Origin of the sequence: Winogradskyella sp. (genome assembly GCF_025210595.1) — a bacterium.
Lineage (GTDB): Bacteria > Bacteroidota > Bacteroidia > Flavobacteriales > Flavobacteriaceae > Winogradskyella.
The window spans coordinates 1-17,343 of record NZ_JAOARH010000085.1; the positions used below are offsets into that span (position 1 = coordinate 1).

Consider the following 17,343-nt stretch of genomic DNA (forward strand, 5'->3'; position numbering starts at 1 on the left):
ATTAATTTTGATAGTAAAACGGGTAGTTTCCGTGTTAATAAATAAGCTTTATTTCTACTCTTAAATAAAGTATCTTTGATTTCTACAATTCAATTTAATGAACGATAATATAACTCTCTTACTAGCTATTTTAATTTCTGCAGCAATAGGTGCATATCTAGGTATGCTCTTTACAAAGCTGAAAAATAAAAGTGAACAAAGCACATTAGAAGAACGTCAAAACCAATTGGGTCTTACGATAAATGAACTCAAACAAAACATATCAAAAATTGAAACTGAGCGCGAAGAAATTCGACGCGAAAAAGAGTTTTTAAATTCTGAATTATCCAGAAAAAATACTGAGTACGAAAATCTTCAAGAGCAAAATCTAAAACGTGATGAAGAATTAGCTAAACAACAAGAACAATTGAGAAAGGATTTTGAATTAATGGCTTCAAAAATACTAGATGAAAAATCTGAGAAATTTACACTTCAAAATAAAGAAAACATTAAAAACATTCTCAATCCACTCGAAGAAAAAATAAAAACCTTCGAAAAGAAAGTTGAAGACACTCAAAAAGAAAGCATCAGCATGCATTCTGCCTTAAAAGAGCAGTTATTGGGTCTCAAAGATCTTAACCAACAAATGGCAAAAGAAGCAACTAACCTTACCAAAGCACTTAAAGGAGATAGCAAAACACAAGGAAATTGGGGCGAATTGGTTTTAGAGCGTGTTTTAGAAAAGTCTGGTTTAGAAAAAGATAGAGAATATTTTGTACAACAGAATTTTCAGCGCGAAGATGGCACACGTGTTATGCCAGATGTTGTACTACATCTTCCTGATTCTAAAAAGATGATTATTGACTCTAAAGTATCTCTAACAGATTATGAACGTATGGTCAATGCAGATACCGAAGAGCGTGAAGTGTTCTTAAAAGCTCATGTTAATTCTATTAAGAAGCATGTCGATCAACTTTCTGCAAAGAATTATCAAGATTTATATGATATTGAATCGCCAGATTTTGTATTGATGTTTATTCCTATAGAACCAGCTTTTGCTGTAGCTATTAATGAAGACAACACGCTTTATAACAAAGCTTTTGAACAAAATATTGTTATTGTTACACCTTCTACTTTATTAGCTACACTGCGTACCATTGATACGATGTGGAACAATGAAAAACAACAACAAAATGCCATTGAGATTGCCAGACAAGCTGGTGCATTATATGATAAATTTGAAGGTTTAGTATCTGATTTAACAGGTGTTGGAAAAAAAATAGATGCTGCTAAAAACGATTACTCTGCTGCCATGAACAAACTCGTTGAAGGTAGAGGTAATTTAATATCGCGTGTAGAAAATATTAAAAAAATGGGAGCAAAAGCTAAAAAATCACTTCCTGAAAATATTATAAAAAGAGCTTCGGAAGACAACTAATTAACACTTCTTATATACAGATTTTATCCTCATAAATTTGAGCATGTTAGATTCTTCATCAAAATAAGATTAATAGATTATCCGATAAATATTAATACATTTGAATGTGTATGCCTAACATTCAAGCATCTATGAAAAAAACGATACTCAATAATTTTATTCAATTTATAGTCCTTACATTATTAGTTTTTAATGTAAATGCACAAACCACAAGTACATTTAATTTAGACAAATACAATACTATTTACGAGACAGAATCTAATACCCAAAACTTAAGTAATGGATCTGGCAGTTATTTTTTTTCTGGTGTTTCGTTTCAAGGTGAAAATATGAATGCTAGAAGAGGTTTAATTAGTTTTGACTTATCTTCTATACCAATAAATGCAACTATAACCAATGCTAGCCTTACACTTTTTATGTCTAGATCTATATCTAACGCTTCAGATGTAAGTTTACATAAAGCTTTGAATGATTGGGGACAAGGAGGTTCTAATGCACCAGGACAAGAAGGTGCCGGAACAAATTCTGCAGAAGGTGATGCCAGTTGGTTCTGTAATTTTAGTAATGGCGCAAGTGGTTGTATAACTTCTTGGTCTACTATTGGAGGTGATTTTGATAGCTCAGCTAGTGCTACTGTATCTGTTGATGGAATAGGAAATTATACATGGAGCTCCTCAGAATTAATAGCTGATGTACAAGAGTGGATTAATTCACCTAGCTCTAACCTTGGTTGGTTTTTAATTGGTGATGAAACAACAGCAACTACTTCTGCTAAAAGATTTAATGCTTCTACAGGAACTATTCCTGTCTTAGAAATTACCTACAACACTCTAACCAATAAAGAATATAGCTTAGATAATGATTTTTATATATATCCAAATCCTAGTAATTCTTATATTCGCTTAGTTCTACCTAACTCTATTGAAAGCAATATTAATATCCAAGTATATGATGTACTTGGAAAAAAGATTTACACATCTACATATAACCTAAACTCTAGAATAGATGTTTCTAATTGGGCTTCTGGTGTTTACCTTTTTAAGGTGACTTTTAATGATAACGTTGTTACAAAACGTTTTGTAAAGAATTAATAAAAAAACCTATTCAGATATAAAAAAACCGCAATTTTAAATTGCGGTTTTTTTAGTCATTTATTTACTCAAATACATTTTTCGTCTTGAATATAAATCGTAAAATTCATCTTCTTTTAAGCTCTCAATAAACAAAATACTTTCACCTGTACTCTTCATTTCTGGTCCTAGTTTTTTATTCACATTAGGGAACTTATTAAATGAGAATACTGGCTGCTTAATTGCATATCCTTCTAATTGAGGATTAAAGTTAAAATCTGAAACTTTGTTTTCACCCAACATAACTTTAGTTGCATAATTTACATAAGGCTCTTTATATGCTTTTGCTATAAATGGCACTGTACGCGATGCTCTTGGATTTGCTTCAATGATATAAACCGTATCGTCTTTAATTGCAAACTGAATATTTATTAAACCTACTGTATTAAGTGCTAAAGCAATTTTCTTAGTATGATCTTTTATTTGCTGCATCACAAATTCTCCTAAATTAAAAGGAGGCAAAGTAGCGTTACTATCACCAGAATGGATTCCACAAGGCTCAATATGCTCCATTATACCAATAATGTATACATTTTCACCATCACAAATCGCATCAGCTTCTGCTTCTATAGCTCCATCTAAATAATGATCTAATAATAATTTATTACCAGGTATTGACTTTAATAAATCAATAACATGAGCTTCTAATTCTTGCTTATTGATAACAATTTTCATGCCTTGGCCACCAAGTACATAAGAAGGTCTCACTAAGATTGGAAAATCTAACACATCTGCTATTGCTAAGGCTTCATCTGCGGATTCAGCAACATCAAACTTTGGATAAGGAATGTTATTTTCTTTCAATAAAGTTGAAAAACTACCTCTATCTTCTGCTAAATCTAATGACTGATAGCTAGTTCCCATGATTTTAACACCATAGCGCTCTAGTTTTTCTGCAAGTTTTAAAGCTGTTTGTCCTCCTAACTGCACAATAACACCTTCTGGTTTTTCATGCTGAATAATATCGTAGATATGCTCCCAGAATACTGGTTCAAAATAAAGCTTGTCTGCAATATCAAAGTCTGTAGAAACGGTTTCAGGATTACAGTTAATCATAATCGTTTCATATCCACATTCCGCTGCAGCTAAAACACCATGCACACAACAATAATCAAACTCTATACCTTGCCCAATACGATTAGGACCAGAACCTAAAACAATGATTTTCTTTTTATCGGTTACAACACTTTCATTAGCTACAGAAACAACACCATCTGCTGTTTCTACTTCACTCTCAAAAGTAGAATAGTAATAAGGTGTTTGTGCTTTAAACTCTGCAGCACAAGTATCTACTAACTTATAAACACGATTTATTTTAAGCTCTCTTCTCTTATTATACACTTCACTTTCTAAACACTTAAGCATGTGAGCTATTTGTCTGTCACCATAACCTTTTTGCTTTGCTTCGAGTAATAAATCTCTATCTATAGAGTCTATAGTATAAGTTGATATTTCTTTTTCTAGTTGGAATAATTCCTCGTATTGCTTTAAGAACCACATATCTATTTTAGTGATTTCATGAATACGACTTAAAGGAATTCCCATTTGGATAGCATCGTAAAGTACAAATACTCTATCCCAACTTGCATTGGTAAGTTTTTCTATTATTTGATCATAATTCTTATAACCTTTACCATCAGCACCCAAACCATTACGCTTAATTTCTAAAGATTGTGTTGCTTTATGTAATGCTTCCTGAAAAGAACGACCAATACCCATTACTTCACCTACTGCTTTCATTTGTAGTCCCAAAGTTCTGTCAGAACCTTCAAACTTATCAAAATTCCAACGTGGTATCTTTACAATAACATAATCTAAAGTTGGCTCAAATAAAGCTGATGTAGATTTAGTAATTTGGTTACTTAATTCGTCTAATGTGTAACCTAAAGCCAATTTAGCTGCAATCTTAGCAATTGGATAACCTGTAGCTTTACTAGCTAATGCAGAAGATCTTGAAACTCTAGGATTAATTTCTATAGCAATAATCTCTTCTTCATCATCAGGACTCACAGCAAACTGTACATTACATCCACCTGCAAAATCACCAATACTACGCATCATATGAATTGCCATGTCGCGCATTTTTTGAAACGTCTTATCTGATAAGGTCATTGCTGGTGCAACAGTTATAGAATCACCAGTATGAATGCCCATAGGATCCATATTTTCAATGGTACAAATAATAACTACATTATCGTTTTTGTCTCGCAATAATTCAAGCTCATATTCTTTCCAACCCATCATGGCTTTATCAATCATCACCTCATGAATTGGAGAAATTTCTAACCCTCTGGTTAAAGATTTATCAAATTCTTCTTCATCATATACAATAGAAGCTCCTGCTCCACCTAAGGTAAAAGATGCTCTAATACATAATGGGAACCCAAACTCTTGAGCAATTTCTTTTCCTTTTAAGAATGATGTTGCTGTAGCTTGTGGTGCCATACCAACACCTATATCTATCATCAACTCTCTAAACTTCTCTCTATCTTCTGTAATGTTAATGGCATCTATATTAACACCTATAATTTCTACACCAAAATCTTTCCAAATACCTTTTTCATCAGCTTCAATACAAAGGTTTAAGGCTGTTTGCCCACCCATTGTTGGTAAAACTGCATCTATTTGAGGATGATCTTTTAAAATTTTAATGATAGACTTAGTCGTCAATGGCAACAAATACACATGATCTGCCATGGCAGGATCTGTCATAATAGTTGCTGGATTAGAATTTATAAGAACTGTTTCTATACCATCTTCTCTTAATGAACGTAAAGCTTGTGAGCCAGAATAATCAAATTCACAAGCCTGACCAATAATAATTGGACCAGAACCGATTAATAATATAGATTTAATGTTTTTGTTTTTTGGCATGAGATTGTCTTTTGGTTTGCAAAAATAAATATCGATTGGGTATAAAAAAAGGCGTTACGCCTAAGTAACACCTTAAAATATTAACAATTGTTAATCATTATTTTTTATGTCTTAATTCTGAAGATACAGACAATTTCTTTCTTCCTTTAGCTCTTCTACGTGCTAAAACTTTTCTTCCATTAACAGAAGCCATTCTTTCTCTAAAACCGTGTTTGTTTCTTCTCTTTCTTTTTGACGGCTGAAACGTTCTTTTTGGCATGTCTTATCTTTTTATAATCTGAATAATCTTTTTCTATACAATTTTGAGCTATCTCAAAACTGGGTGCAAATATACAACAAGTTTTTACTTTAGCAAGTTCAAAATTAAATTTATTTACATAGAATTTTATTAACTTTGCCAACCTTAAAAATAAAAGAACTATGTTCAACAAAAATATAAAATTAGTCTTAGCTGCATTAATTATTGCTTATGCCATTTATCAATTTATTGAAGGTTATATAGGAAATGGTATCATGTACATTTTGTTTTCTACCATATTTATTTTCCTTTATTTTAAAAATGAAATGATTTTGTTAGCATTCTTTAAATTGCGAAAACAAGATTTTGAAGGTGCAAAAAAATGGTTAGACAAAATTAAAAACCCTGAAGGTGCTCTAGTAAAAAAGCAACAAGGTTATTTAAGCTATTTAAATGGTATTATGGTTTCTCAAACTAATATGAATGAAGCTGAAAAATATTTTAAAAAGGCCATAAGCATAGGTTTATCTATGGACCATGATTTGGCAATGGCAAAATTAAATTTAGCTGGTATAGCTTTTTCTAAACGCAGAAAACAAGAAGCTCAAAAGCTTTTATCTGAAGCTGAAAAACTTGACAAGCGCGACATGCTTGCAGACCAGATTAAAATGATGAAGCAACAAATGAAGAAAGCTTCTATTCCACGACAACATTATGGACAACCAACTTCTGCAAGACAAAATCGTAGAAGTAGACGATAATCTATAAATTAAAAAAGGCTTGAATTAATATTCAAGCCTTTTTTAATTTTCCTACTTATAATAACCTTCTTTCGGAATCTCAATCGTATATAGTTTTCGAGATTTGTTGTTAAGATGTTTTTCTCTTAACCAAGGGTTATGAATTTTAAGTATCTTATAATTTATTCCAAATTTTTTAGCAAACTGAGAGAAATCAGCAACTGCTGTATCAACTTCTACCTTATATGTTGGAATATGACTATACAAATGATCCTTACTAAAATTAAAACCATACTTTGATGGGTGGTTAAGAATTTCTTTTAAAGCTAAAATTCTAAAGACATATCTTTCAGTTTCATCTGGTAGTAATGCATCATAGTAACTATCAACTTGTTGTGCTTTAAGCCTTTTAGAAACACCGTAAATTCCAGCATTATATGCTGCAGCAGCTAAAGTCCAACTTCCAAAACGCTCCTTTGCCTTTTTCAAATATTCAGCAGCAACTTTAGTAGATTTTTCTATATGATAGCGTTCATCGACATTTTTATTTATTTCTAAACCATACTCTTTTCCAGTTTCTCTCATAAAGTGCCACATTCCTGCAGCACCTGCACTAGATGTCTCATCAATAAAACCACTTTCTGCTAAAGCCAAAAACTTAAAATCATCTGGTAAACCATGTTTTTTTAATAATGGTTCTAAAATTGGAAAATACTTCTGAGAGCGCTTAAATAGTAGTAAACCATTAGATTGCCAGTAAGTATTTACCAAAAGCTCTCTATCCATACGCTCATAGATATCAGGACTTTCAATAGGAACCATTTCTCCTGCAAAATTAAGTCCTTCTGGCATTTCTAAAGCATAGACATTATAATCATTAACAATAGGTGTTTCTTTTCCTATAGTTTCATCTGAAGGTGCTTTTTGCATAGAAAAGATAAAAAGCCCAGAAACACAAATTAATCCTATTGCGGCTAAAGTATTTTTTAAGATTTGCATAGCATTATATTTTTATACAATGTAAAAAAACTATTGAATTACACAAACCTAATTCTCAATAAGTTTTGGCAAATTTTCGTTAAACCACTTGTATTTATTAATTATCATAATGTGTGTTCCTCCTTTAATAACAATGCAATTTCCTGAGCAAGAATGCGGAAACACCAAATCCTTATCACCATGTATATATATAGCATCTGGATTGGGTTCTTCTTGCTGCCAACAAACAACTTGTTTTATTGCCCAATCTAGATAAATCTTATCATTTACTGAAAGGTATTTTTTATATAAATCTACACGTTTTTTTATGGTTTCACCAAAAGCATATTTTGCCAACATATCTATATTACTAACTAATTGTGTGGGCAAAACTTTATAAGCTTTAGTATACTTTAATAATTTTAAACGCTTAGGTAAATCGTGATGAGACTTCACACTAGAAACTACAATTAGCTTTTTTAAATTTAAAAATTTGCTCATTTCTTGCACCAACATTCCTCCAAAAGAAACACCTAACAAAACCACATTATCGTGCTTTATAAATTTACACATGCGTTTTGCATAATCTTCTAATGACTCTTTTTTATTAGGTATTTGCCACTCTAACCAATGGATCTGGTAAGCCTTTTCTGGTAATTTTATGTATTCGAAAATTGTAGGATTTGCCGCCATACCTGGCATTAAATACACATGGATTAAATTTGAGGCCATATTAATGATGTTTCAATATATTGCTAAAACGGCTGTTAAATTAAGTATTTAATTACTTATAATTTAACGATTTAACAACCTTCTCTTAAAACTTATGTTAATTTTTTGTACATTTGCACCGCAAAACTATGTGAAATATAGTTTTTCTACTTACCAACCGCAAACTAAAAACATAGGAAATTATGACTGAAACTGTTGAATTGATTGATAATGACTTTCTTCGTCAATATGAATTAAAGGTTGAAAATGACATGGCTATTATTGAATATTCTTTACAAGAGCGTAAGATATTTTTAACTAAGTTGGTAATCCCAGAAACTATTAAATCTATGGAATTTAAAAAAGAATTCTTAGAAATGGTTTTTGATGATATTAAAGAACGTAATATTAGTGTTGTTCCTACAAGTCCTGAAATTGCAAAATTTGTAAGAAGCAACAGAAAATACAAACGTATGCTACCTGTTGGCATTCGTATATAATTTGAAAAAGAAGCACAAATAAAAAACCGAAACTGTAACAGTTTCGGTTTTTTTATTCTAAAACATTATATTAATTACTTTACAAACTCAAATCTTACCAAACCATCCTCATCTATTTTAGTTAAATTCACTTTATGGAGTGTATTTACTAATTCAGGATTCCATGGTGTTTTCACTTTTACATAATTTTCTGTAAACCCGTGAATGTAACCTTCTTTATTTTCGCCTTCAAACAAAACGGTTCTGTCTGTTCCTATCTGTTTTTCATAAAATGCTCTTCGCTTCTTAACAGATAAACCTCTAAGCATTTTGCTTCGTTTAGTTCTTACATTTTTTGGTACTACTCCATCCATTTCAGTAGCTTCAGTATTATCGCGCTCAGAATATGTAAATACATGTAAATAAGAAATATCTAACTCATTTAAAAAATTGAAGGTTTCTAAAAAATAATCATCCGTTTCTCCCGGAAAACCAACAATTACATCTACACCAATACAAGCATGAGGCATCACTTCTTTAATCTTAGAGACTCTATCTACATATAATTCGCGCATGTAACGACGCTTCATCTTTTTAAGAATAGCATTACTTCCACTTTGTAATGGCACATGAAAATGTGGTACAAATGCTCTTGATTTAGAAACTAACGCAATGGTTTCATTTTTCAACAAATTAGGTTCTATAGAAGAAATTCTTAAACGCTCAATCCCTTCAACCTTATCTAACTCAGTTACTAAATCTAAAAATGTATGCTCGTGCTTTTTATTACCAAACTCACCTTTACCATAATCTCCAATATTAACTCCTGTTAGTACTATTTCTCTTATGTTTTGTTCTGAAATTTCTTTGGCATTCTTTAGAACATTTTCCATAGTATCGCTACGAGAAATACCTCTTGCTAATGGAATTGTACAATAGGTACATTTGTAATCGCAACCATCTTGAACTTTTAAGAACGCTCTTGTTCTATCTCCAATAGAATAACTACCAACATAAAAATCTGCATCTTCAATCTCGCAACTATGAACTTCACCAAAATCATTCTTGGTTAAATCGTTAAGGTAATCTGTAATTTTAAATTTTTCGGTAGCACCCAATACCAAGTCTACTCCATCAACATCTGCTAACTCTTCAGGCTTTAATTGTGCATAGCAACCTATAGCCGCTACAAAAGCATCTGGATTTACTTTTTGCGCTTGCTTAACTATAGTCTTAAATCGTTTATCTGCATTATCTGTAACCGAACAAGTGTTAATTACATAAATATCTGCCTTCTCCTTAAAGTCTACTCGACTAAAACCTTCATCTTTAAAATTTCTTGCTATCGTAGAAGTTTCAGAGAAATTAAGCTTACAACCCAAAGTATAAAATGCGACTTTTTTCTGCTCCATGTTTTGCTTTTCTAAACTTGTATCAAGATTTTTATTCTCTATATTTACTTGTTTCTAATTTAGAGTTGGCAAATTTACACAATAGTTTAGACTTCTTGTAATGTATTGCTATCTCTAAGGTTAAAATCAATAATATACAAAGTGTATGTCTAAAGCCGAAGCTAGAATTAAGGAAGTTTTTTCTTTTTTTGAAAACAATGATACCGTTCTTGGATATCGAAAATTAATGGATTGTGTTATAGATACCCAAGATTTAGATCTTTATAAAGATGTTATTGCGCTAACTGATTGGAAAGAGCAACATCCTGAAAAAGAAGAAGAACTTATTACTAAATCATTAAAAATTTTAGAACATGTTTCTAAAATTCCAATAACAGAATACAATACAGAAAAACCTGTAGTTGTTGGCAAAGGTTTAGTAAAAAGCTATGGTGCAAACCGATTTAAATTAGGACCTATTCCTGTAGAAATAAAAAAAGGAGAAGTTTATGGACTGGTTGGCGAAAACGGAAACGGTAAAACCACATTACTTAGAGTCTTGGCTAAAGAACTAAAATACAATAAAGGTGAACTTAGCTTTAATTTCGACAAATCCTTTAACTCTAATTACGATTTACGCACCAATCTCGTCTATATTCCACAACGTACTCAAAAATGGTATGGAAGTCTAAAAGACAACTTAAAGTTTGTACTTTCTAATTATGGCATTCCACCAGAAGAAAACGAAATTAGAGTTTTAATGATGATTGCACGTTTTGGCTTATGGAATTACAAACATTTAAAATGGAGTGAGTTATCTTCTGGTTACAAAATGCGCTTTGAACTCGCAAGAACGCTTTTAAGACAACCCGAATTATTATTGCTAGATGAACCTTTAGCTAATTTAGATGTGCTAGCCCAGCAAGTTATCTTAGAAGATTTAAAATCTATTTGTAATTCTATAAACAATCCAATTGCGCTTATTTTAAGTTCTCAACAATTGTATGAAGTTGAAAAAATTTCAGATAAAGTTATTTATTTAGAAAATGGTAAATACAAAGACAATAAAACTAATGTAGACAATGAAGAAAATCAACTTATAGTTGAAATTGATTGCGAAGCAGATAGATCAGTATTAATGTCAATTTTTAGAGACTTAAAATTAGAAAAACTAATCTATAATGGTGGAATTTATGTTGCTTATTTTAATGAACAAATTGCTTTTTCATCTGTATTAGAAACTCTAGGAAAACACAAAATTGATGTTACCTATACCAGAAATATTAGCAAATCTACCAGACGCTTTTTTGTATCCTAATAGCCATTTCAATGAAAAACTTTATACATAAGACCAATCAATATTTATTAGAACGCTATCCTACTATATGGAATACTAGATTAGTATGGATGTTGCTTACTGCGTTTATTTTGCATCTGGTGTTTTTTACCTTTGGTTATATTACACTTAGCAATCCTGAGATATTACAAAATCGTTACGTTAGAACCATATTTTTTGAAAACGGCACTGTTTTTTTAACCTCAATAATATCTATACTTTTACTTGTTTTGTGGTTAATCTACATGTTTAAGAATAATGCTTTTAAAAACTTTTATCCTGTAAAATCAATAAAATTATTTGGCCAATTTGTTTGCTACTTGCTCATTATCTTTAGTTGCAGTAGCTTCTTTTTATCCTATAGCTACGGTATTAAAACTTATATTTCTATAACTTATAGCGACTCTCAAGTAAGTAAAGAAATTGAAATAGCAAATGATGTTGCCATGTTCTTTTCAGAAAATGTTTCAGATTACACGATTAATAAGAGACGTTATCCAAAACCGTTTTATGAATTGTATTGTGAAAGAACTAATGATTTTATAGATTTTGACAAACCATATTTAGAATTTGAAGGCAAGTCCTTTCAATTTTACTCATTAACAACAAAAGAAGTTCCGTACGAAGATCGCTATACATATATAAATAAAACGAGTGCAATAGAAAATGATAGTGTATATAAAAAGTATGTATTTAGTATCGCTAAGGATTCTACATCGGTTTTATACTTTAAAGACTCTGTAGTAAACGTTCAACCCTATGTAAAAACAGAGGTGCCTAGTTATTATAATGCATCTTATACATTTTTTGTTTCTAGAAATGATACTTTAAACAATATTTACCACAATTATGACAATTGGAATTATAATGAAGTAGATTACGATTATAATAGCAGACCACAGTTTTCATTAAGACATAAACTAAGAAACAAAAGAAACTACGAGCTATTACAACGAGGTGATAAAACCGAGATAAAAACACTTTTAAAAGAGTTTTTAACCTACTCTAAGTATTATAAAATCCCTCATAATATAGACACTCAACAATGGCTTGATTTAGTGTATCACCCAAAGAATTTTGAGGTCAAAAACTTTATTAGAACCCAACCAAAAACACTTTATGAAAATAACGCTGTTACAACAGAACTTACCAGATACGAAAAGTTCTACTTAGAAAGAGAGACCGATTTTTTCTATGACAACAATGCGCTACATAGTGTTTTTGAAAACATAGAAGATATAAAAGCGAGTAATCCTCTCATGGAAAGTATTCACTTTTTTATGTGGTTCACTTTTTTGCTTGCAAGCCTTATTTTTATGTTTAGAGTTACTGGCTTAAAACCGCTTTTATTCAGCATTATTACTGTTGGTGTACTAATACTTTTCATATCCTTAACTGCTGCATTGTTGTTTTATTTAAATAAAGGAAATAGTGAAGACAACATTATATATTTTCTTTTATACTTTACTTTATTTATAAGTAGTGTCATCATAGCAATTCCAATATTTTTTGCAGAACGAATTAAAAAAATCATAGTTGCAATATGTGTTAATATTAGCCTTATAGGTTTTTCTTTATATCTATTTTTAATTATTAGTATTATTTCTTTGCATCAAAAAGATGCTTGCAGAGAGCACCCAGATTATTACAAAGATGGCTTTGAGTGCTACACTTTATTAGAAATCCTAGAAATTAATTGGAGTTACATATTTTTTATTGTCGGAATACTATTTTTACTGTTTTATACCAAAATCATTAAAAAGTGGAAATCACTTCCTGAAGGATAATTATGACTAATCTGCCCTATTATAAAACATTAGTTAAGAATTGGTGCTTTTGCCTTATTGCATTAATACAATTTTCATGCAATAACGAAACGAATAGCACTAAAGACCACCTTGTTTTTAGATATAACGAGCATAAAAATATTGGCTCTTTAGATCCTGCATTTTCTAAAGATAATGCAGATATTTGGGCAACACATCAGCTTTTTAATGGTTTGGTACAGATGGATGACCAGCTTAATGTTAAACCATGTATTGCCAAAAACTGGATCATTACAGATAGTGCAACCACTTACACTTTTAATCTTAGAAAAGATGTCTATTTTCATAAGCACCAACTATTCAAAAAAGATTCAACAAGAACAGTAAATGCTTCAGATTTCGAATATAGCTTTAACAGATTAAAAGATAAATCCGTTGCTTCACCAGGAAGTTGGGTATTGAACAAAGTAGATCATTTTTTAGCCGTAAATGATTCTACATTTCAAATTAAACTAAAACAACCTTTTCCTGCTTTTTTAGGACTGTTAACCATGAAGTATTGCTCTGTAGTTCCCAAAGAAATTGTAGAACATTATGGCAATGATTTTAGATCTAACCCTATTGGCACTGGTCCTTTTAAATTTAAACGTTGGGAAGAAAACATTAAACTCGTTTTTAGGCGAAATAACAACTATTTTGAAAAAGATGACAAAGGAAAACAATTACCATATCTCGAATCTGTTTCTATAACTTTTTTACCAGACAAGCAAAGTGAGTTTTTGCAATTTGCACAAGGCAATATAGACTTTGTATCTGGTTTAGATGCCTCTTATAAAGATGAAATTTTAACCGCTAAAGGTGAACTTAGACAACTGTATACTGATGATGTAAATATGATACGAGGTCCATACCTCAACACAGAATATTTAGCCTTTTTTATGGAAACTGAGGTTAACGAGATACAAGCCATTAAACTAAGAAAAGCTATTAATCTAGGTTTTGATAGAACCAAAATGATAACCTACCTTAGAAATGGTATTGGTATTGCCGCAAATGGTGGATTTATACCAAAAGGATTGCCAGGTTATGATAACGCTATTGGTTTTAGCTATCAACCAGAAAAAGCAAAACAACTACTTACCGAATTTAAATCGGAAACAGGAATTACAAATCCTGAGGTAACCTTGACCACAACAAGTAACTATTTAAGTTTTTGTGAATTTATTCAGCGTGAAATTCAAAAAATTGGCTTACAGGTTAATGTAGATGTTATACCTGCATCTAGTCTAAAAGATGCTAAAGCCAATGGTCAGCTCGACTTTTTTAGAGCTAGTTGGGTTGCGGATTATCCTGATGCTGAAAATTACTTATCGCTTTATTACAGCAAAAATTTTGCACCAAACGGACCAAACTATACGCATTATTCTAATAATGAATTCGATAAAATGTATGAAGCTTCTTATTTAGAAACTAATCCTGAAATTAGAGCCAAACTTTATACCAAAATGGACTCTTTAGTAATGAGTACAGCACCCATAGTACCTATGTTCTATGATGAAGTAGTTCGCTTTACACGAAAAGAAGTTAAAGGTCTTGGCATAAATGCTACTAATTTGTTAGAGTTGAAACAGGTTGAGAAAGTGATTAGTGAAACTAAATAACCGACTAAACAATTCCACGAATAAACATCTCAACAATTAAACATTAAAACTTTTCAAAATAATATAAATCATCTCCACCTTCACCTTTTAAACGTCGCGAGGATAAATAACCAGATGTTAAATCATCATTTAAGAAAAAAGAAAAATCATCTCCTCTACTGTTAATTGGTGATTCTAGAGATCTTGGCTCTTGTTCTGTATCAGTAGAATCTAAATCATAAACATAAATATCTAATCCACCTTTACCTCCTCTTCTATTAGATGTAAAATACAACTTATTATCTGCGCTTACAAAAGGAAAAATCTCTGTACGAGAAGAATTTATTTTTTCGCCTAAACTAGTAACTTCTCCATAGGTTTTATGATCTGTAACCGAAACTTTGTATAAATCTGATTTTCCTTTAGTACCTTTTACATCTGCAATAAAATATAATGTAGACTCATCTGGACTTAAAGCAGGATGTGCGTAATTATGATCTGGATCGCAAAAAGCTAATGTTTCAAAGTTTGTCCAACCTTGCCCTTCAACATATTCTGCGCGTCTTATTTGTAAGTTATAGGTTTCAACACCTTTTAATTTGTTAGTTCCTTTACCTAATTGATTAGTGGTAAAATACATGTACCTTCCATCTTTTGTAAACGTTGCTGCAGACATATTAAACCTACCAAGCTCAGTTTTAGTTATAGGCTTTTCATCATTAATCTCACCATCTTCACTCAAAGGTGCTTCGTACATGGTATAAACAAAACCATCATATTTATCTTTAATAGCTCGTCCTCTTTTAGTGGTTAAATTATGACTAAAATAGATTTTGTCACCTACCACACGAGCAGCAAAATGATCTAGCTTAGTATTAATTTTCAGTTTTTTAACCTCTACATCTTCACTTTGAGAAAATCCGTAGATAAAGGTTAAAAACAGTAGCATTGTAAATTTGGTTTTACACATAACTTTATGCTTTTCGGTATTGTTTGGTTTCTTCAAAAACGTGCTCTAAAATAGCTTTATCCTTTTCGGTAAAGTCTTCCTTTCGTCTTGCCATAACAACGTTTGCAACCTCAAAGGCTTTCTTAGTGTTATAGGTTACAAAACCACTATGTCCTCCCCAAGAAAAACTCGGCACAAAATTGCGAGGAAAACCACTTCCAAAGATGTTAGCACTTACACCAACAACCGTACCAGTATTAAACATGGTATTAATTCCGCATTTACTGTGATCTCCCATCATAAGCCCACAAAATTGCAATCCGGTTTTAGCAAAACCTTGTGTGTTATAATTCCAAAGTCTTACTTCAGCATAATTATTTTTTAAATTACTATTGTTGCTGTCTGCACCAATGTTACACCATTCTCCCAAAACAGAATTTCCTAAAAATCCATCGTGTCCTTTGTTGGAATATCCAAAAATCACAGAATTATTAACTTCTCCACCAACTTTACTATGCGGACCAACTGTTGTTGGACCATAAATTTTGGTTGCTAATTTTAAAGTTGAATCATGACAAAGTGCCAAAGGTCCTCTTACAACAGAGCCTTCCATAATCTCAGCGTCTCTACCAATATAAATTGGCCCAGAACTAGCATTTAGTGTAACAAAATTTAGTTTAGCCCCTTTTTCTATAAAAATATTTTCTGGGTTTATAGTATTTACGGTAGAAGGGATAGGCTCTGATTGCCTATTTTTAGTAATAAGGTTAAAATCGTCTTCAATAGCTGCTCCGTTTTTAGAAAAAATATCCCAAGTATGCGCTATCGTTAATATATCACCCTCAAATTCTATGGCTTCAAATTTTGAAAAATCGTTAACCTCTTCCCCTTCTTTTGCAAAAAATGCTATTACATCTTCATCTTTAAATAAAGCCTGATTATACTTTAAGTTTTTAACAAGTTCAACAACTTCTGTATTTGGCAAAAAGGAAGCATTTATCATTATATTATCTTCCATTTCTACCATAGGAAATTTATCTGACAAATAATCTTCAGTTACTGTCGTTGTTGTATACTCAATATACGATTCCCATTTTTGACGTATCGTTAAAATACCTACTCTAATATCTGCAACTGGCCTTGTGTAAGTAAACGGTAAAAGATTATTGCGATATGGACCGTCGAAAAGAATGTAATTCATTGTTGATTGTATATGTTTAATGTTGCTTCTTCAGATAAAAACGAAATTTCAAATTCCTAAAAACCGATTTAAAAGTGTGTTTGTTTTTATGACTCTGCAAGAACTATTTATTTCAAAAGTAGCGTAATTGCAGAAAACAAAAAAGCCTTTCTTTTACAGAAAGGCTTTTAAAATATCTTAACAACTTAAGCTTATTTTTTAAACTTAGCGTATTTACTTTTAAATTTATCAATACGACCAGCTGTATCTACTAATTTAGACTTACCAGTGTAATAAGGATGAGAAGTTCTAGAAATTTCCAATTTTACTAATGGATATTCAACACCATCAACCTCAATAGTTTCATTTGTATCTGCAGTAGATTTTGTTAAAAAAACTTCATCATTAGACATATCTTTGAATGCTACTACTCTATAATTTTTTGGATGTATTCCTGCTTTCATCGCTAAATGCTTTAAATATTTTCGATTTTTTCGAGGTGCAAATTTAAGTA

The 17,343-nt window shown here is 31.3% G+C and carries 15 protein-coding genes; 7 read left to right on the top strand and 8 right to left on the bottom strand.

The genetic code is table 11. From position 1 onward, the window contains the following. Positions 1 to 97: 97 nt before the first annotated feature. Together rmuC and N4A42_RS09125 are read left to right on the top strand one after the other, a co-directional pair. Positions 98 to 1,417, top strand: a complete 1,320-nt coding sequence (gene rmuC / locus N4A42_RS09120) for a DNA recombination protein RmuC (RefSeq protein WP_294073125.1) — start codon at positions 98 to 100, stop codon at positions 1,415 to 1,417. A 131-nt stretch (positions 1,418 to 1,548) separates the two neighbouring features. Continuing rightward, complete coding sequence (locus N4A42_RS09125) at positions 1,549 to 2,508, top strand: T9SS type A sorting domain-containing protein (RefSeq protein WP_294073127.1); 960 nt, start codon at positions 1,549 to 1,551, stop codon at positions 2,506 to 2,508. 60 nt (positions 2,509 to 2,568) lie between these two features. Here N4A42_RS09125 and carB read toward each other — a convergent pair whose 3' ends face one another. After that, positions 2,569 to 5,421 carry a carbamoyl-phosphate synthase large subunit gene (gene carB / locus N4A42_RS09130; RefSeq protein WP_294073129.1) on the bottom strand — a complete coding sequence of 951 codons (2,853 nt, stop codon included), beginning with the start codon at positions 5,419 to 5,421 and terminating at the stop codon, positions 2,569 to 2,571. A gap of 97 nt (positions 5,422 to 5,518) precedes the next feature. Beyond that, complete coding sequence (gene rpmH, locus N4A42_RS09135) at positions 5,519 to 5,680, bottom strand: 50S ribosomal protein L34 (RefSeq protein WP_138434274.1); 162 nt, start codon at positions 5,678 to 5,680, stop codon at positions 5,519 to 5,521. Between the two features lie 161 nt (positions 5,681 to 5,841). On the opposite strand from rpmH, the gene N4A42_RS09140 reads away from it, so the two are divergent. After that, positions 5,842 to 6,420 carry a DUF2892 domain-containing protein gene (locus N4A42_RS09140; RefSeq protein WP_294073133.1) on the top strand — a complete coding sequence of 193 codons (579 nt, stop codon included), beginning with the start codon at positions 5,842 to 5,844 and terminating at the stop codon, positions 6,418 to 6,420. A gap of 51 nt (positions 6,421 to 6,471) precedes the next feature. On the opposite strand, the gene N4A42_RS09145 is transcribed toward N4A42_RS09140, so the two are convergent. Then, positions 6,472 to 7,398, bottom strand: coding sequence for a lytic transglycosylase domain-containing protein (locus tag N4A42_RS09145; protein WP_294073135.1), 927 nt, complete (start codon positions 7,396 to 7,398; stop codon positions 6,472 to 6,474). A 48-nt stretch (positions 7,399 to 7,446) separates the two neighbouring features. Next, positions 7,447 to 8,109: an alpha/beta hydrolase gene (locus tag N4A42_RS09150; protein ID WP_294073137.1), complete on the bottom strand. Its 663-nt coding sequence runs from the start codon at positions 8,107 to 8,109 to the stop codon at positions 7,447 to 7,449. Positions 8,110 to 8,291: 182 nt separating this feature from the next. Here N4A42_RS09150 and N4A42_RS09155 point away from each other — a divergent pair, with 182 nt between their 5' ends. Beyond that, positions 8,292 to 8,588 (top strand): N-acetyltransferase, encoded by a 297-nt coding sequence (locus N4A42_RS09155; protein ID WP_294073139.1) that lies wholly within the window; start codon positions 8,292 to 8,294, stop codon positions 8,586 to 8,588. Positions 8,589 to 8,662: 74 nt separating this feature from the next. On the opposite strand, the gene mtaB is transcribed toward N4A42_RS09155, so the two are convergent. Further along, positions 8,663 to 9,979, bottom strand: a complete 1,317-nt coding sequence (mtaB, locus tag N4A42_RS09160; protein WP_294073141.1) for a tRNA (N(6)-L-threonylcarbamoyladenosine(37)-C(2))-methylthiotransferase MtaB — start codon at positions 9,977 to 9,979, stop codon at positions 8,663 to 8,665. 145 nt (positions 9,980 to 10,124) lie between these two features. Here mtaB and N4A42_RS09165 point away from each other — a divergent pair, with 145 nt between their 5' ends. From N4A42_RS09165 to N4A42_RS09175, 3 genes are read left to right on the top strand one after another with little or no spacing between them, the layout of a single operon-like run. Continuing rightward, positions 10,125 to 11,276, top strand: a complete 1,152-nt coding sequence (locus N4A42_RS09165) for an ATP-binding cassette domain-containing protein (protein WP_294073143.1) — start codon at positions 10,125 to 10,127, stop codon at positions 11,274 to 11,276. Between the two features lie 11 nt (positions 11,277 to 11,287). Next, entirely contained in the window at positions 11,288 to 13,081 is a 1,794-nt protein-coding gene (locus N4A42_RS09170; protein ID WP_294073145.1) for a hypothetical protein, read from the top strand. Between the two features lie 2 nt (positions 13,082 to 13,083). Then, entirely contained in the window at positions 13,084 to 14,721 is a 1,638-nt protein-coding gene (locus N4A42_RS09175; protein WP_294073147.1) for an ABC transporter substrate-binding protein, read from the top strand. Between the two features lie 43 nt (positions 14,722 to 14,764). On the opposite strand, the gene N4A42_RS09180 is transcribed toward N4A42_RS09175, so the two are convergent. The 3 genes from N4A42_RS09180 to N4A42_RS09190 form a co-directional block, all read right to left on the bottom strand. Then, on the bottom strand, positions 14,765 to 15,670 hold the full coding sequence (locus N4A42_RS09180) for a hypothetical protein (RefSeq protein ID WP_294073149.1): 906 nt from the start codon (positions 15,668 to 15,670) through the stop codon (positions 14,765 to 14,767). A gap of 4 nt (positions 15,671 to 15,674) precedes the next feature. Continuing rightward, positions 15,675 to 16,850, bottom strand: coding sequence for a GlmU family protein (locus N4A42_RS09185; RefSeq protein WP_294073151.1), 1,176 nt, complete (start codon positions 16,848 to 16,850; stop codon positions 15,675 to 15,677). Positions 16,851 to 17,041: 191 nt separating this feature from the next. Beyond that, positions 17,042 to 17,293: a type B 50S ribosomal protein L31 gene (locus tag N4A42_RS09190; RefSeq protein ID WP_294073153.1), complete on the bottom strand. Its 252-nt coding sequence runs from the start codon at positions 17,291 to 17,293 to the stop codon at positions 17,042 to 17,044. Between the last annotated feature and the right edge of the window lie 50 nt (positions 17,294 to 17,343).